Source organism: Rhodococcus sp. PML026 (assembly GCF_000963615.1).
Classification (GTDB): domain Bacteria; phylum Actinomycetota; class Actinomycetes; order Mycobacteriales; family Mycobacteriaceae; genus Rhodococcoides; species Rhodococcoides fascians.
The window spans coordinates 306,287-323,128 of sequence record NZ_KQ031371.1 but is presented as its reverse complement, the minus strand read 5'-3'; the positions used below and the strand labels follow the sequence as shown (position 1 = coordinate 323,128).

Sequence of the window (16,842 nt, the reverse complement as noted above, 5' to 3'; positions counted from 1 at the left end):
TCGGACGAGCAGTACCTTTCGTGCTATGCGATCGAGCGATCGTGCGCGAGAGCTGCGTCGTACCGCCTGGAGGCGAGCTCGGCCACTGCCGGATGAGGGCCCAGAACATCGGCGTACGTCACGTTCGGGACGCCGTCCAGCACCTGTGAGATGCGATCGGTGAGCCTCCCGGGTGCCAGGAACCAGGGAGCCACCACGATCCGGGTGGCTCCCAGCGCGTGCAACTGCGCGACCGCGTCCAGTGGAGACGGATCGACGGACGTGGCGAAACAGGTGACAACTCCCGCCCAGCCGGTGCCGGACACCACTTCGTTCGCAACTCGACGGCTACGGTCGTTCGCCGAAGAATCGCTCGATCCGACGGCAGCCAAGGCGACTCCGACGGTCGAATCGCCGAGCACCGCACCGGCGTCGAGAACACGATCACGAACGGCGTCGACGAGAAGTGGGTCGTCGCCCAGCACCTCGGATTGACCGATCGATACGTGCGGCTGCCGCACCCGCGCTGCAGCCAACAAAGCAGGCAGGTCCACTCGGGCGTGGAAAGCACTGCCCAACAACAGCGGAACCGCGACGATGCGAACATGCCCGGCATCGGCCAGCTCGTCGAGTGCCTGCTCGACACTGGGCTCACTGAGGTCGAGAAACGCCACGCGGACATCGAGATCCGGACGCCGTCGACGCAGGACGTCGACGGCGCGGTGGATCGTCTCGCTCGAGCGGGGATCGCGGCTGCCGTGCGCCACCGCGAGCAGAGCCGTCACGCCGGAACTGCCGACCCCAGCTCGACGGCGGCCAGTGCGTTGCCCACCAGACCGGCTGCCAGTGTGTTGCCACCGGCCGGATCGATCAGCAAGAAGCTGCCGGTGTGCCTGTTGACGGCGTAGTCGTCGGCCACGATCGGCTCGGCAACGCGAACAGAGATGCGTCCGATTTCGTTGAGCTCCAACGATTCCGGGCCCTCGTGTGCAGTGAGGTCCTGTTCGTCGAAACGCTCGACGAGAGCCCCGACGATGGCCTGGGTGGTACGAGTGCCGTGCTTGAGCAGCAGACGAGCGCCCGGGCGAAGCGGCTTCTCGGCGAGCCAGCACACCGTGGCCTCGAAGTCGCCGATCGGTTCCGGTGCGTCCTGCGGGGAGGCGATGGTGTCGCCGCGCGAGACGTCGACATCGTCGGCGAGGACGAGGGTGACGCTACGTCCGGCATGCGCCGTGCGCAGCTCGCCGTCCGCGGTGTCGATGCGCTCCACTGTCGTTCGGGTGCCCGACGGCAGAATGACGACCTCGTCGCCGACGTCGACGGAGCCTGCTGCGACCTGGCCGGCATATCCGCGATAGTCCGGGAACTCCGCTGTGCGCGGCCGGATCACGTACTGCACGGGGAAGCGCAGACCGACCCGGTGCGGTTCGGCGTCCACCGGGACCGACTCGAGGTGCTCGATGAGGGTGGGCCCGTCGTAGTACGGGGTCTTGTCGGACTTGACCGCGACGTTGTCGCCGTGCAGCGCGGACACCGGAATTTCGATGACGTCCTCGGTGGACCAGCCGAGCGAGGAAGTCAGCGAATTGAACTCTGCCGAGATCTCGGCGAAGACGGTCGCAGGGTCCTCGACCAGATCGATCTTGTTGACGGCGAGCACCAGGCGGGGAACGCCGAGGAGGGCCAGAACCGCTGCATGCCTTCGGGTCTGAGTGATCACGCCTTTGCGGGCGTCGACGAGCAGGATGACCAACTGCGCCGTCGACGCGCCCGAGACGGTGTTGCGGGTGTACTGCACGTGGCCGGGGGTGTCAGCCAAAACGAAGGAGCGATTGGGCGTCGCGAAGTACCGGTAGGCGACATCGATCGTGATGCCCTGTTCGCGCTCGGCACGCAGGCCGTCGACGAGCAGCGACAGATCGGGAGTGGACAATCCTTTGTCCACCGAGGCCCGAGTGACGGCGTCGATCTGGTCTGCCAGAACGGATTTGGTGTCGTACAACAGCCGTCCGACGAGAGTGGACTTGCCGTCGTCGACGCTGCCCGCGGTGGCGAGGCGAAGAAGCTGGGTGCCGCGAGTGGAGCCTGCGGAATGACCATTGGATATGCCCGTGCTGCTCATCAGAAGTATCCTTCTCGTTTGCGGTCTTCCATGGCAGCCTCGGAGACGCGGTCGTCGCCGCGAGTGGCTCCGCGTTCGGTCAGCCTGGACGCGGCGACCTCGGCCAGGATTGCCTGATTGTCGGCAGCATCGGACAGGACGGCACCGGTGGTGGATCCGTCGCCGACGGTGCGGTAGCGCACCGACAGTGTCTGCAACTCTTCACCTTCGGCCGGTCCGCCCCAGACGCCCGGCGTCATCCACATGCCGTCGCGCTGATACACCGGGCGCTGGTGGGCGTAGTAGATGCTGGCCAACTCCACGTCGTCGCGAGCGATGTAGCGCCAGATGTCGAGTTCGGTGAAATTGCTGAGCGGGAACACGCGCACCTGCTCGCCGGGGGAGTGCTTGCCGTTGTACAGGTTCCACAGTTCCGGGCGCTGCTTCTTGGGCTCCCACTGTCCGAATGCATTGCGCAGCGAGAAGATTCGCTCCTTGGCGCGGGCGCGTTCCTCGTCGCGTCGGGCACCGCCGAACACGGCGTCGAACCGGTTCTCGGAGATCGCGTCGAGGAGAGGAACGGTCTGCAGAGGGTTGCGGATGCCGTCGGGGCGCTCGGTGAGACGTCCGTCGGCGAGGTACTCCTCGACGCTGGCCACGTGCAGGCGCAGGTTGTACTTCGCAACCACGTGGTCGCGGAAATCCAGCACCTCCTGCAGGTTGTGCCCGGTGTCGACGTGCAGCAGTGCGAACGGCAGGGGAGCTGGCCAGAACGCCTTGATGGCCAGATGCAGCAGAACCGTCGAGTCCTTGCCACCCGAGAACAGGATGACTGGGCGCTCGAATTCGCCGGCCACCTCTCGGAAGATGTGGATGGCTTCGGATTCGAGTGCGTCGAGGGTGTCGAACCGATCTGCATCGAGATGGGTGCGTCCGACGGTCGCCGTCGTGAGGTCGAGTGTCATGAGGCGTGCAACCCACATTCGGTCTTGGCCTTGCCGGCCCAACGACCGCTGCGCGGGTCGGCTCCGGGGGCAGGTTTGACGGTGCACGGTGCGCACCCGATGGACGGATATCCCTCGTCGACGAGAGGGTTGACCAGGATCGAATGTTCGTCGATGTAGGCCTGCATCTCCTCGTCCGACCACGGTGCGATCGGGTTGATCTTCACGAGGCCGAAGGCGTCGTCGAACGAGATCAACGGAGCGTTGGCGCGTGTCGGGGCCTCGACTCGCCGGATGCCGGTGACCCACGCGCTGTAGTTCGCCAGTTCCTTCTTCAGCGGCGCCACTTTGCGCATCGCGCAGCAGCGGTTCGGTTCGCGGGCGAACAGGTCCTTGCCGTCGATCGCATCCTGTTCTGCGACGGTCTTCTCGGCGCGGGCGTTGACGACGTGCACGCCGTAGACGGCCTCGACGGCATCGCGCGTTCCGATGGTCTCGGCAAAGTGGTAGCCGGTGTCGAGGAACAGGACGTCCACTCCGGGGTGAACCTGTGCGGCGAGGTGAACGAGAACCCCGTCCTGCATGTTGGAGGCGACGATGAAATCGCTACCGAAGGTGTCCTCGGTCCATTGCAACAACTCGAGCGGGCTTGCGCCGTCGAGTTCGCGGGCACCGCACTCGGCGATGTCCTTCAGTTGGTCGACCGTCAAATTCAGTCTGGTACTCATCGCAAATCCGCCTCGTCTGCTCGCACGGCCCATTGAGCGAACCGTTCGCCGTCTTCGCGGTGCTTGTCGAAATTGCGCACCACTCTGTCGATGTAATCTCCCAGCTCGGAGCTGTTGACCTTGTGCTGACGCAACTTTCGGCCGAACGCACTGTCCAGGCCGAGGCTGCCTCCGAGGTGAACCTGGAAACCCTCGATCTGATTCCCGTCCCCGTCGTCGACCAACTGACCCTTGAAGCCGATGTCGGCGATCTGCGATCGCGCGCACGAGTTGGGGCAGCCGTTGATGTTGATCGTGATCGGAACGTCGAGTCGACTGTTGATGTCGGACAAGCGCTCTTCGAGCTCGGGGACGAGAACCTGTGAGCGCTTGCGGGTTTCGGCGAACGAGAGCTTGCAGAATTCGATGCCGCTGCACGCCATCAGGTTCTTGCGCCAGTGCGAGGGGCGGGCAGGTAGGCCCAGCGCGTCGAGGTCCGAGATCAGCTGCTCGAGCGTCTCGTCCGGAACGTCGAGGACGATCAGCTTCTGGTACGGCGTGAATCGGACGCGATCCGACCCGGCCTTCTCGGCGGCGTCGGCCACCGCGGCGAGGATGGTGCCGGAGACGCGGCCCGCGATGGGGGCAACGCCGACGGCGTTGAGGCCGTTCTTGAGCTTCTGGATCCCGACATGATCACGGGGCCGAGCGGGCTTCTCGGGAGCCGGGCCGTCGATGAGCTTGCGGTGCAAGTACTCGTCCTCGAGGACCTGGCGGAACTTCTCGATGCCCCAGTCCTTGATGAGGAACTTCAGGCGCGCCTTGGTGCGAAGCCGGCGGTAGCCGTAGTCGCGGAAGATCGAGACGACGCCCTCCCAGACGTCGGGGACGTCCGCGAGCGGAACCCAGACACCGACGCGCTGCGCGAGCATCGGGTTGGTGGACAGGCCGCCGCCGACCCACAGGTCGAGTCCTGGTCCGTGCTCGGGGTGGTTCACACCGATGAAGGCGACGTCGTTGATCTCGTGCACTACGTCCTGCAGACCCGAGATCGCGGTCTTGAACTTGCGTGGCAGGTTCGAGTACTCGGGCTTGCCGATGTACCGCTCGACGATCTCGTCGATGGCCGACGTCGGGTCGAGAATCTCGTCGACCGCTTCACCTGCCAGCGGGGAACCGAGCACCACACGGGGGCAGTCTCCGCATGCCTCGGTCGTCTTCAGGCCGACTGCCTCGATTCGACGCCAGATCTCGGGGACGTTCTCGACCTCGATCCAGTGAAACTGGACGTTCTCGCGATCGGAGAGGTCCGCGGTGTCGCGGCCGAACTCCTTCGAGATCTGAGCCAGAGTGCGCAGCTGCTCCAGATTCAATGCACCGGCATCGCACCGGATGCGCATCATGAAGTACTTCGCCTCGAGCAGGTCGATGTTGTCGTCACCGGTGAAGGTGCCGTCGTAGCCCTGTTCACGCTGGGTGTAGAGACCCCACCAGCGGAATCGGCCGCGCAGGTCGCCCTTGTCGATGCTGTCGAAACCCTGTTTCGAGTAGATGTTCTCGATGCGGGCGCGCACGTTGAGCGGGTTGTCGTCCTTCTTGGACTGCTCGTTGGCGTTGAGCGGCTCTCGATAGCCCAGAGCCCACTGGCCTTCGGCGCGACGCTTGGTCGGCCGCGGCGCTCGCTCTCGCGGTGTGGCGGAGGCAGCGTCGGTGGTCGCGTCGCTGGTCGACGACATGCAATGCTCCTGCATCTTCGGTGCGGGCCGGCTCCGATCGTTGCGCAGAAGAGCGCTCACGAGATGGTGCGGAACCGGTGGTTCGAATGGACTTGCTCTAAGGAGGGCTGGGTCAGCAGCCGGTCGTGTGTCGACACGACGCGCTGCAGACGCGGCCGAGATCGACATGGCGGCGCGCCACGAGTCGAATTCCTGAGTCGGTCACGGGTGCCATTGTGCCACGTCATCGACCGGGTGCCGACCGCGGCGGCCTATTTACCCCAAAATTCCGGTAAATAGGCTGGCAGGGTGCGAGTCGTGCGTGCACAGCGCCCTGGGCGGCGCGTGGATCGGGCCGCCGGTGAACTCTGGGACACTGGAGTCCGTGAATACCGTCGTCGATACCTCCTCAGTCTTCGAGCTGCCGTCCGGCGCATTCGACGGAGTGGGGGAACGTGCGTTCGGGATCTACGTGCATGTGCCCTTCTGCGCCACGCGATGCGGGTACTGCGACTTCAATACGTATACGGCCGGGGAGCTGGGCACATCGGCGTCGCCGCAGTCCTGGTTGGAGGGCCTGCGCAGAGAACTCGACGCTGCGGCGAACCTGATCGGAACGGGCGCGGGTCGAGTACCGATGGCCGACACAGTCTTCGTCGGAGGTGGGACGCCGTCGTTGCTCGGGGGCGACGGCCTCGCGGACGTATTGGGCGCGGTCCGGTCGAGCTTCGGGCTGTCCGACGGTGCGGAAGTGACCACGGAATCGAACCCGGAATCGACGTCGCCTGCATTCTTCGAGCGGCTGCGCGACGCCGGGTTCACGCGGGTGTCGTTGGGCATGCAGTCCGCGGCACCGCACGTTCTGGCGGTTCTGGATCGCACCCACACTCCGGGACGAGCGGTGGCCGCGGCGAAGGAAGCGTCCGCAGCCGGCTTCGAGCACGTGAACCTCGACCTCATCTACGGAACGCCGGGCGAGCGAGACAGCGATCTCGATCAGTCCCTCGCTGCGGTGCTCGACGCGGGTGTCGACCATGTCTCCGCGTACGCACTGATCGTCGAGGACGGCACCGCCATGGCGCGAAAGGTGCGTCGAGGTGAGTTGCCCGCACCCGACGACGACGTGTTGGCGAGCCGATACGAGCGCATCGACACGGCCATGAACGCGGCGGGCCTGTCCTGGTACGAGGTATCGAACTGGGCCGCCGATGCCGATGCGCGTTGCCGGCACAACATCGGCTACTGGGACGGCGGCGATTGGTGGGGTGCCGGGCCGGGAGCGCACAGCCACATCGGCGGCACGCGATTCTGGAACGTCAAACACCCGGCCACCTACGCCGATCGGCTCGCCGCGGGCGAGCTGCCGGTGCAGGGCAGTGAGCTGCTCACCGCGCAGGACCGTCATCTCGAAGAACTGATGCTGACCGTGCGTCTGCGCTCAGGGGTGCCGATGAGTCTGCTGGGGCCGACCGAGCTCGCAGCCGCCGAGCAGACCGTGGCGGACGGGTTGATGGTGCAGCGAGGTGATCACCTCGTGCTGACCGACCGCGGCCGGTTGCTCGCCGACGCCGTGGTGCGCACCATCGCCGCGGCCTGAACGATCTGTTTCAGGCTGCAGTGTTCTCAGGCCCTCGAACCCTCAGGCTCCCAGGGCGTCGTAGTCGAACACTCTGGCGTGCAACACCGTTCGACTGCGCAGCGCCGCCCGGACAGCGCGGTGCAGGCCGTCCTCGAGGTAGATGACGCCTCGGAACTGCACAGCATGGGGGAACAGGTCGCCGTAGAAGGTGGAGTCCTCGGACAACAACCGGTCGAGTTCGAGCACCTTGGTGGTGGTGACGATCTCGTCCAAACGCAGTTGGCGTGGAGGAATTCTCGACCAGTCCCTGATGGACAGGCCGTGCTCCGGGTAGGGCTTTCCGTCTCGTACACCCTTGAAGATCATCGCGAGCCTCGAACCGCTGGACCGAATCGAAAGACAGTTTCCACTCGGACCACAGTAAGGCCTTGCACGAGCATGCGTTCCTCGGCTACTAGACTCGAGCGACGATTGACAACGAGAACGGAGGTGGGCACCGATGTCGAGCACCGACGACAGGCGGTTCGAGGTTCTGCGAGCGATCGTGGCGGACTACGTGTCCACTCAGGAGCCCGTGGGATCGCGTGCTCTTGTCGAGCGTCACAACTTGGGTGTGTCGAGTGCGACCGTGCGCAACGACATGGCGGTCCTCGAGGCAGAGGGCTACATCGCCCAACCGCACACCAGCTCCGGGCGGGTGCCGACCGACAAGGGCTACCGCCAGTTCGTGGACCGGATCGCCGACGTCAAACCGTTGTCAGCGGCCGAGCGTCGCGCCATTCTGGAGTTTCTCGAGAACGGCGTCGACCTGGACGATGTGCTGCGCCGTGGGGTTCGACTGCTCGCTCAGCTGACCCGGCAGGTAGCCGTGGTTCAGTACCCGACGCTGTCGGCGTCCTCGGTTCGACATCTGGAGGTCGTCGCTCTCACACCGGCTCGGCTGCTGTTGGTGCTCATCACCGACTCCGGCCGGGTCGATCAACGCATCGTCGAACTCGGCGACGTCATCGACGACGAGAACTTGGCCCAGTTGCGGCGGTTGCTCGGCGGCGCACTGGAAGGCAAGCGGCTGGCGGCGGCGTCCGCAGCCGTGGCCGAGCTGGCCGAGAATGCACCTCCCGCCCTGCGTGACGCGATGATTCGTTCGGCCACGGTGCTGGTGGAATCGCTCGTCGAACATCCCGAGGAGCGGCTGGTTCTCGGCGGAACGGCCAATCTGACGCGCAATGCGGCGGACTTCGCGGGAGACGCAGGGTTTCCGGGATCGCTCCGAGCGGTACTCGAAGCGCTGGAAGAGCAAGTGGTGGTACTCAAGCTGCTCGCCGTGACGCAGGACACCCGCACCGTCACCGTGCGTATCGGCGAGGAGACGCAGGTCGAGGAGATGCGCGGAACATCGGTGATTTCCACCGGATACGGCTCTGCTGGCATGGTCCTGGGAGGGATGGGCGTTCTCGGCCCCACCCGAATGGACTATCCAGGAACAATCGCGTCGGTCGCGGCGGTTGCCAGGTACATCGGCGAGGTCCTGGCCGAGCGCTGACGCGAGCCGGCGATCCATCGTCGGCCGCGGGGGCACAGCGGCCGCGACACAGCATCAACGAACGAGATTCATCTTCTAGGACGAAAGAGACGACGTGGCACGGGATTATTACGGGACTTTGGGCGTCGGCCAGCAGGCTACGGACCAGGAGATCAAACGCGCGTACCGCAAATTGGCGCGAGAGTTGCACCCGGACGTGAACCCGGACGAGGCCGCACAGGCCCGGTTCAAGGACATTTCCACCGCATACGAGGTGCTCTCCGATCCGGAGAAGCGTCGAATCGTCGACCTCGGCGGCGATCCTCTGCAGCAGGGCGGCGGCGGTGGTGGCGGCGGATTCGGCGGTGCCGGATTCGGGGGCGGCCTCGGCGACGTCTTCGAAGCGTTCTTCGGCGGCGGCGCAGGCGGTGGACAGCGCGGACCCAAGGGACGCGTACAACCCGGAGCCGATTCGCTGCTGCGAACCAAACTCACCCTCGACGAATGCGCCACCGGCGTCACCAAGCACATCACCGTCGACACGGCGATCCTGTGCGACCTGTGCACCGGCTCGGGCACCAACGGCGATTCCAAGCCCGTTCGGTGCGAGACCTGTGGCGGTGCCGGCGAAGTGCAGTCGGTGCAGCGCTCGTTCCTCGGCCAGGTCATGACCAGCCGTCCGTGCCCCACCTGCCGCGGTGCAGGCGAGACCATCCCGGACCCCTGCCGAAAGTGCGGCGGCGACGGCCGGGTGCGTTCGCGTCGGGACATCTCGGTGAAGGTCCCGGTCGGCGTCAGCAACGGCATGCGCATCAGGTTGGCCTCGCAGGGCGAGGTCGGGCCGGGTGGCGGCCCCGCAGGCGATCTCTACGTGGAAATCGTGGAGCAGCAGCACGAGGTGTTCGTCCGTGACGGCGACGATCTGCACTGCACCGTTCGCGTCCCGATGGTCGACGCGGCACTCGGTACGTCGGTGACGGTCGACGCCATCATCGACGGCCCGACCGAGATCTCGATCGAGCAAGGGACACAACCGAACTCGACGACGGTGCTGCGCGGGCACGGGATGCCCAAGCTCCGTTCCGGTATCCGCGGTGACCTGCACGCCCACCTCGAGGTCATCGTGCCGACCAAGCTGGACAGCAAGCAGACCCACCTGCTCGAACAGCTCAAGACCATGCGCGACCGCGATTCGGCGGAGGTCGTCACCACCGGTTCGGCGCACAGCGGCGGCCTGTTCTCGCGGTTGCGGGAAGCCTTCAGCGGGCGCTGATTCATGGCCCCCACGGTCTTCTATCTCACGCCGCTGCCGGCCGTGGGAGAGCTCGCCGTGCTCGACGGCAAAGAAGGTCATCACGCCGCGACCGTGCGGCGGATCCGAGTCGGCGAGCGGCTGCTGCTCAGTGACGGTGCCGGCGGTCTGGCCGACACGGTCGTCGTCGGTGCCGAGAAGAACCGACTCGAACTGACGGTGCAGTCGCGCACGGACATGCCGCGAGCCACGCCCACGGTGACGCTGGTTCAGGCGTTGCCGAAGGCGGACCGCTCCGAACTGGCGATCGAGCTGGCCACCGAGGCCGGGATCGACGCCGTGGTGCCGTGGCAGTCGGCGCGATGCGTCGCTCGCTGGGAAGGGCCCAAGGCGACCAAGGGGGTCGCGCGCTGGCGCAGTACCGCCGCCGAGGCGGCCAAGCAATCGCGTCGCGCATACATCCCCGAGGTCTCCGAGTTGCACGATTCACGCTCGGTGTACGCCTTCGTGAACCGGATCGTGGCGGGCGGCGGCATCGTCGCCGTCCTGCACGAAGCGGCCACCTCGGCATTCCGCGACCTGCCGTTCGATTCGGTGCCCGAGGTCGCGATCGTCGTCGGACCCGAGGGTGGCCTCGACGACAGAGAGATCGCGGCTCTGACCGAGGCAGGCGCGACCCCGGTGGTGCTGGGCCCGACGGTGCTGCGAACCTCGACGGCCGGAGCTGTTGCGTTGGGAGCTCTCGGCGTTCTGACGACACGGTGGGCGCAACTTCCGCCCGATTTCCCGAACGCATGAGCGTTCGCATCAAGATCGCGTACGGCGAGCATCCGGAACAGTTCGGTCACCTCTATCTGCCGTCCGCGCCGGTCACGCCCGCGACACCGGTGGTCGTGATCGTGCACGGTGGATTCTGGAGTGGGCAGTACGCGTCGAATCTGGGCACCCAGTTCGCCCGAGCTGTCGCCGGAGCCGGTGCGGTGGCCTGGAACATCGAGTACAGACGCGTCGGTGCGGGCGGGCACTGGCCGGAGATGCAAGCCGACGTGCGCGCCGCACTCGACGCCGTGGTCGGGGTGGTACAGCACCACGCCCCGGTCGGTGTCGACGATGTCCGCGTCATCGGGCACTCGGCGGGCGGCCACCTGGCAGTGTGGCTCGGCGGCGAAACCGACACGACGGTCCGGCCGTCGCGCATCGTCTCGCAGGCGGGTGTCCTCGATCTGGAGCCGCGCGGTGCGTCGGGACGTACCAATCCGGCGGTCGAGGCCCTGCTGCAGGCCCGCTACGACGACGAGCCCCAGCTGTACCGGTCGGCCTCACCTCTGGCCCGACTACCCATCGGCATCCCGACGATCTGTCTGCACGGATCCGATGACCTTCAGGTCCCGGCTTCGCAGAGCTCGAGGTACGTCGAGGCCGCACGAGCCGCGGGCGACGACGCGGAGCCGGCGATCGTGCCGGGCGAGGACCACTTCGCCTTCCTGAACCCGGATTCGCGGTGCTGGGCGCTCTCGCTCGAGGCCGTCCTGGGCGAGCGCCGTGGGTAATAGGAATGCGCATCGATCCTGCGGCGTTAAACTTGGTCCGAGCGCGACCTGACGGACGCGTTCGAAACATCAGCGTCACCGGTCGAAACAAGAGAGCAGGCCATAGCCACCACGTGAGTGAACACAGCGAATTTCCCGCCGAGCGCGACGTTCGGTCCACCTTGGAGCTCGCCCCCGAAGCAGTGATGCCGCTGCTGGGACAGTCCGACGAGAACCTCCGGGCGCTCGAGCAGATGCTGACGGCCGACATCCACGTACGAGGAAACGCCGTGACGCTCACCGGGAAGGTGCCCGATGTGGCGTTGGCCGAGCGGGTGATCACCGAATTGGCGGCATTGGCCAAACGTGCTCAGCCACTGACTCCCGACGCAGTGCGCCGGTCGATCGCCATGCTCACCGAGGGGGTGTCGGATTCTCCCGCCGAGGTGCTGAGCCTGGACATTCTGTCGCGTCGAGGCAAGACCATTCGGCCCAAGACGTTGAACCAGAAGCGCTACGTCGACGCGATCGATGCCAACACGATCGTGTTCGGAATCGGTCCTGCCGGAACGGGCAAGACCTACCTGGCCATGGCCAAGGCAGTGCAGGCATTGCAGACCAAGCAGGTCAGCCGCATCATCCTGACGCGGCCTGCGGTGGAGGCAGGTGAGCGTCTGGGCTTTCTGCCCGGAACCTTGCACGAGAAGATCGACCCGTATCTGCGTCCACTGCACGACGCCTTGCACGACATGATGGACGACGAGGCCATCCCCAAGCTGATGCAGGCCGGAGTCATCGAGGTCGCGCCGCTCGCCTACATGCGTGGCCGTACGCTCAACGACGCGTTCATCATTCTCGACGAGGCGCAGAACACCACGGCCGAACAGATGAAGATGTTCCTCACGCGTCTCGGTTTCGGATCGAAGATCGTCGTCACCGGAGACGTGACGCAGGTCGACCTACCCGGCGGTGCCCGGTCGGGCCTTCGTGCGGCGTCGGAGATTCTCACCGACGTGGACGACATCCACTTCGCGCAACTGACCAGTAGTGACGTGGTGCGTCACCGGCTCGTCTCGGAAATCGTCGACGCCTACGAGCGCTTCGAGTCCGCATCGGAAGGCGTCATCGCGAACCGCGCGCAACGCCGTGCCGGTGGGCCGCGTTCGGCGAGAAGATGATTCAGGCGTACGGAAACGGCAATGCAGGCAACGAGAGCGTGGGTAGTGGCTAGATGAGTATCGAAGTGTCCAACGAGTCGGGGATGGACATCTCCGAGCCCGAACTGGTCTCGGTCGCACGGTTCGCGATCGCAGGCATGGACGTGCACCCCGCTGCGGAACTGTCCATGGTGCTGGTGGATTCGGCAACCATGGCAGATCTGCACATGCGCTGGATGGCTCTGCCCGGCCCCACCGACGTGATGTCGTTTCCGATGGACGAGCTCGAACCGGGCGGTCGGCCCGATGCTCCCGAGCCCGGACCGGCGATGCTCGGAGACATCGTGCTGTGCCCGTCCTTCGCGGCGGATCAGGCCGCGGCAGCAGGACATTCGCTCGAACACGAGCTCGCGCTGCTCACCGTGCACGGCGTGCTGCACCTGCTCGGCTACGACCACGCCGAGCCGGACGAAGAGAAGGAAATGTTCGAGCTGCAGAACCGTCTGCTGGCCGAATGGTACGAAGACGCCAGGCGGGCGGAGCAGGCAGCCGAACAGGCCGTTCGAGACGCTCGGCTGCTCGGCAAGGCCGGCTTCGTCGACGGTCTCGACCGATGATGTGCGTGTTCGGACCAGCGGGAGTGCGGGGTCCTAGCGCGTGAGCAGTGCTGCCGCACTCATCGTCTTCGCCGTTCTGCTGGTTCCTCTCGGCGGCTTGTTCGCCGCCGTCGATTCGGCCCTGAACACCGTCTCGCGGGCGCGAATCGAAGACATGGTCAAGGACGAGCGACCGGGTGCCACCGGCCTCGTCGTCGTGGTTGCCGACCGCCCGCGGTACGTCAATCTCATGGTGCTGCTTCGTATTCTGTGCGAAATCGGCGGCACGGTGCTGCTCGCAGGCGGCCTGACCCAATTGATCGACTCGACCACCGCGCTCGTGATCACCGCTGTGGCAATGGTTTTGGTCAGTTACGTCGTGATCGGCGTCGGTCCGAGAACGCTGGGTAGGCAGAACGCGTACTCGATCGCGCTCGCCGCAGCGTTGCCGTTGCGCGCCCTCGGCTGGCTCCTCGGGCCGATCAGCAGGCTGCTCATCCTCATCGGTAACGCGATCACCCCGGGCAAGGGATTTCGCAACGGCCCGTTCGCATCCGAGATCGAGCTACGTGAGCTCGTCGACATGGCTCGCGAGCGCGGAGTCGTGGCCGACGACGAACGCCGAATGATTCAATCGGTGTTCGAGCTGGGCGATACCTCGGCCCGCGAGGTCATGGTGCCGCGGCCCGAGATGGTGTGGATCGAATCCGACAAGTCGGCGGGGCAGGCGACGTCGCTGGCCGTGCGCAGTGGGCACTCTCGCATCCCGGTGATCGGCGAGAACGTGGACGATATCGTCGGCGTGGTGTACCTCAAAGACCTTGTGCAGCAGACGTATTACTCCACCGACGGTGGGCGAGGCGTACAGGTCTCCGAACTGATGCGTCCGGCGGTGTTCGTGCCGGACTCCAAGCCGCTCGACAGTCTTCTCGCCGAGATGCAGCGAGACCGAAACCATATGGCGTTGTTGGTCGACGAGTACGGCGGCATCGCGGGCCTGGTGACCATCGAGGACGTCATCGAGGAGATCGTCGGCGAAATCGCCGACGAATACGACTCGGACGAGGTAGCACCCATCGAGCAACTCGAAGACGGACGGTTCCGGGTGTCCTCGCGGGTACCGCTCGAGGATCTGGGCGAAATCTTCGGTATCGACATCGAATCCGAGGAGGTCGATACCGTCGGCGGACTCCTCGGCTACGAGCTCGGCCGAGTGCCGCTGCCCGGTTCCGAAGTGACCACTCACGGATTGTTGCTGCGCGGCGAGGGCGGAGCCGACCCCAAGGGCCGCGTCCGCATCACCACCGTGCTGGTCGAAAAGCTCGAACCCGACGAAGAATCCACCGAGGACGACGACTCGTCGGACGTCACTCACCAACACTGAAATCTGGAGGTGCTCGATGTCCGAGCAACACACCGAAGAGTTCCGATCCGGATTCGTCTGTTTCGTAGGCCGGCCCAACACCGGCAAGTCGACCCTGACCAATGCACTGGTGGGGTCGAAGATCGCCATCACGTCCTCGCGGCCCCAGACCACGCGCCACACGATCCGCGGCATCGTGCACCGCGACCACGCGCAACTGATCCTTGTCGACACCCCGGGGCTGCACCGACCGAGAACGCTTCTGGGCCAACGCCTCAACGACCTGGTGCAGGACACCTACTCCGAGGTCGACGTCATCGGACTGTGCATCCCCGCCGACGAGAAGATCGGACCGGGCGACCGATGGATCCTCGAACAAGTGCGGCACATCGCGCCGAAGACCACCCTGATCGGCATCGTGACCAAGATCGACAAGGTCAAGAAGGAACGCGTCGTACAGCAGTTGATGTCGTTGTCGAAGTTGCTGGGCGAGAATTCGCACGTGATCCCGGTATCGGCCGAATCCGGTGAGCAGATCGAGAAGCTCGTCGACCTCCTGGCCTCCGAATTGCCGCCGGGTCCCGCCTTCTATCCCGACGGGGAACTGACGGACGAGCCGGAGGAAATCCTCATGGCCGAGCTGATCCGCGAGGCAGCGCTCGAAGGTGTCCGCGACGAGCTCCCGCACTCGCTGGCAGTGGTCATCGAGGAGGTCGTGCCGCGCGAGGGCCACGACAACATGCTCGATGTGCACGCGATCCTGTACGTCGAACGGTCCAGCCAGAAGGCCATCATCATCGGCAAGGGCGGTTCGCGACTCAAAGAGGTCGGCACCGCGTCGCGACTGCAGATCGAGAAATTGCTCGGTACCCGCATCTACCTGGATCTGCACGTCAAGATCGCCAAGGACTGGCAGACCGACCCCAAGCAGATGGGCAAGCTCGGCTTCTGACGTGCCCTGACGAGCAGGCTACGAGGTGTCGCTCACCCGGTTCCACCACGGCTCGGGGCGTCGGCGATGCCACTGCAGTACGTTCTCGAGTTGAGCGGCCACCGAGACCAGCAGAGGCTCTGTGGATTCGTGGCCCATCAGCTGCAGACCGATCGGTAGACCGGCTTTCGTCAGTCCCGCGGGGACGTTGACGCTGGGCCAACCGAGGACGTTCCACGGCCACGTGTACGGGCAGTGTTCGGTGATCACACGGTCGGTGTCGGCGTTGGAGATGCCGTCGATGGCGTCGACCCGCGGAGGCGGCGTGGCCGTCGTCGGGGCGAGCACGATGTCGTAGTCGTCGAAGAACTGGCCGATGCGGCGGGCTATCCGTGGCTCCGCCGCGCGGGCTGCCCGCAGCGGTGCGCCGGCGAGGGCGCGTCCGCTCCGGGCGTTGGCTCGGGTGCGGGGGTCGGCCAGAGACGGGTCGGGCAGGCGGTCGAGCCAGGCCGCGACTCCGGCCAACGACCGCGGTAAGAAGTTGAGCCCCAACAACATTCCGTACGCAGGATCGTCGACGACCACACGGTGACCGAGCAACCGCAGCACGGCAGCCATCTCGTACGCCGCAGCCGTGATCTCGGGATCCAGTGCCGCGGGTGTCGGAATGAACGGCTTGCGCAGACTCAACGCGATGCGCAGCGAACCGGGGTCGCGGCCGACGGCGTCAGAGACGGTCAGCGGAGTCGGCCGGTGCAGATCGCCGTCGTGCCCACCGGAGACCACGTCGAGAAGCAGGGCTGCGTCGGCCACCGTTCGGGCGAGCGGACCGATGACGGTGATGCCGTTGAACGCCTCGGCATCGGGCCAGGTGGAAATTCGGCCGCGCTGCGGCTTGATGCCGACGAGGTTGGTCCACGACGCCGGGATGCGCACCGAGCCGGCACCGTCGGAACCCAGAGCGGCGGAAACCAATTCGGCTGCGACCGCGGCAGAACTGCCACCGGAGGAACCGCCCGGAGTCCGGTCTCGGTGCCACGGATTCCTCGTGTGGCCGAACGATCCGCCCGTGAACGGCCATTGCCCGAGTTCGGGACTGTTGGTCTTTCCCACGATGATCGCCCCTGCAGCACGCAGTCGGCGGACCACCTCGGAGTCCTCGGTGGCCAGCGGAAACCGGCCTGCGCAGCCGAATGCGGTCGGTTCGCCGACGATGTCGACGTCGTCCTTGACTGCGATCGGAACGCCGAGCAGGGGAGCGGACGAGCCCGCAGCAATCAGCCGATCGGCCTCGGCGGCTTCGGTGAGGGCGGCATCGCGTCGCACGATCCGGAACGCGTTGAGGGTGGGTTGACTGCGTTCTATGCGATCCAGTGCAGCGGTGACCACCTCGACCGAGGTGACGCGTCTCGACGCGAGTTCGGCAGCCTGAGCAACGAGTGTCGACCGATGGAAATCCACGTGTGC

At 65.8% G+C, this 16,842-nt stretch carries 16 protein-coding genes; 9 read left to right on the top strand and 7 right to left on the bottom strand.

Features of this window, described 5'->3' with window-relative positions; all coding sequences use genetic code 11:
• Window positions 1-23: 23 nt before the first annotated feature.
• Genes VF34_RS09105 through VF34_RS09085 form a run of 5 tightly spaced genes read right to left on the bottom strand, consistent with a single transcriptional unit; the run spans window position 24 to window position 5,467 of the window.
• A complete protein-coding gene (locus tag VF34_RS09105; RefSeq protein ID WP_032374428.1) occupies window positions 24-764 on the bottom strand; it encodes a sirohydrochlorin chelatase in 741 nt (246 codons plus the stop codon).
• Complete coding sequence (locus tag VF34_RS09100; protein ID WP_045841263.1) at window positions 761-2,101, bottom strand: sulfate adenylyltransferase subunit 1; 1,341 nt, start codon at window positions 2,099-2,101, stop codon at window positions 761-763. Before VF34_RS09100 ends, VF34_RS09105 begins: the two co-directional genes overlap by 4 nt.
• Window positions 2,101-3,045 (bottom strand): sulfate adenylyltransferase subunit CysD, encoded by a 945-nt coding sequence (cysD, locus tag VF34_RS09095; protein ID WP_032374427.1) that lies wholly within the window; start codon window positions 3,043-3,045, stop codon window positions 2,101-2,103. Before cysD ends, VF34_RS09100 begins: the two co-directional genes overlap by 1 nt.
• Complete coding sequence (locus tag VF34_RS09090) at window positions 3,042-3,752, bottom strand: phosphoadenylyl-sulfate reductase (RefSeq protein WP_032374561.1); 711 nt, start codon at window positions 3,750-3,752, stop codon at window positions 3,042-3,044. The genes cysD and VF34_RS09090 overlap by 4 nt, the downstream gene beginning before the upstream one ends.
• Window positions 3,749-5,467: a nitrite/sulfite reductase gene (locus VF34_RS09085; protein WP_032374560.1), complete on the bottom strand. Its 1,719-nt coding sequence runs from the start codon at window positions 5,465-5,467 to the stop codon at window positions 3,749-3,751. Before VF34_RS09085 ends, VF34_RS09090 begins: the two co-directional genes overlap by 4 nt.
• Window positions 5,468-5,831: 364 nt before the next feature.
• On the opposite strand from VF34_RS09085, the gene hemW reads away from it, so the two are divergent.
• Window positions 5,832-7,043 carry a radical SAM family heme chaperone HemW gene (gene hemW, locus VF34_RS09080; protein ID WP_032374426.1) on the top strand — a complete coding sequence of 404 codons (1,212 nt, stop codon included), beginning with the start codon at window positions 5,832-5,834 and terminating at the stop codon, window positions 7,041-7,043.
• 42 nt (window positions 7,044-7,085) lie between these two features.
• Here the strand turns inward: hemW and VF34_RS09075 are convergent, their stop codons facing one another.
• The gene (locus VF34_RS09075) at window positions 7,086-7,391 is read right to left on the bottom strand and encodes a type II toxin-antitoxin system VapB family antitoxin (RefSeq protein WP_027497503.1); all 306 of its coding nucleotides are present in this window, start codon (window positions 7,389-7,391) and stop codon (window positions 7,086-7,088) included.
• A gap of 133 nt (window positions 7,392-7,524) precedes the next feature.
• Here VF34_RS09075 and hrcA point away from each other — a divergent pair, with 133 nt between their 5' ends.
• The 8 genes from hrcA to era all read left to right on the top strand — a co-directional run bounded on the left by hrcA (window position 7,525) and on the right by era (window position 15,396).
• Window positions 7,525-8,568, top strand: a complete 1,044-nt coding sequence (gene hrcA, locus VF34_RS09070) for a heat-inducible transcriptional repressor HrcA (RefSeq protein ID WP_027497502.1) — start codon at window positions 7,525-7,527, stop codon at window positions 8,566-8,568.
• A gap of 94 nt (window positions 8,569-8,662) precedes the next feature.
• Window positions 8,663-9,820 (top strand): molecular chaperone DnaJ, encoded by a 1,158-nt coding sequence (gene dnaJ, locus VF34_RS09065; protein ID WP_027497501.1) that lies wholly within the window; start codon window positions 8,663-8,665, stop codon window positions 9,818-9,820.
• A 3-nt stretch (window positions 9,821-9,823) separates the two neighbouring features.
• Window positions 9,824-10,597 (top strand): 16S rRNA (uracil(1498)-N(3))-methyltransferase, encoded by a 774-nt coding sequence (locus VF34_RS09060; RefSeq protein ID WP_032374425.1) that lies wholly within the window; start codon window positions 9,824-9,826, stop codon window positions 10,595-10,597.
• Window positions 10,594-11,349: an alpha/beta hydrolase family protein gene (locus tag VF34_RS09055; RefSeq protein ID WP_032374424.1), complete on the top strand. Its 756-nt coding sequence runs from the start codon at window positions 10,594-10,596 to the stop codon at window positions 11,347-11,349. The genes VF34_RS09060 and VF34_RS09055 overlap by 4 nt, the downstream gene beginning before the upstream one ends.
• Before the next feature lie 113 nt (window positions 11,350-11,462).
• Complete coding sequence (locus VF34_RS09050) at window positions 11,463-12,506, top strand: PhoH family protein (protein WP_027497498.1); 1,044 nt, start codon at window positions 11,463-11,465, stop codon at window positions 12,504-12,506.
• Between the two features lie 53 nt (window positions 12,507-12,559).
• Window positions 12,560-13,102 carry an rRNA maturation RNase YbeY gene (ybeY, locus tag VF34_RS09045; protein WP_032374423.1) on the top strand — a complete coding sequence of 181 codons (543 nt, stop codon included), beginning with the start codon at window positions 12,560-12,562 and terminating at the stop codon, window positions 13,100-13,102.
• A gap of 40 nt (window positions 13,103-13,142) precedes the next feature.
• Window positions 13,143-14,465, top strand: a complete 1,323-nt coding sequence (locus VF34_RS09040; RefSeq protein WP_027497496.1) for a hemolysin family protein — start codon at window positions 13,143-13,145, stop codon at window positions 14,463-14,465.
• A 16-nt stretch (window positions 14,466-14,481) separates the two neighbouring features.
• A complete protein-coding gene (era, locus tag VF34_RS09035) occupies window positions 14,482-15,396 on the top strand; it encodes a GTPase Era (RefSeq protein WP_027497495.1) in 915 nt (304 codons plus the stop codon).
• A gap of 18 nt (window positions 15,397-15,414) precedes the next feature.
• On the opposite strand, the gene VF34_RS09030 is transcribed toward era, so the two are convergent.
• On the bottom strand, window positions 15,415-16,836 hold the full coding sequence (locus VF34_RS09030; protein WP_032368172.1) for an amidase: 1,422 nt from the start codon (window positions 16,834-16,836) through the stop codon (window positions 15,415-15,417).
• Between the last annotated feature and the right edge of the window lie 6 nt (window positions 16,837-16,842).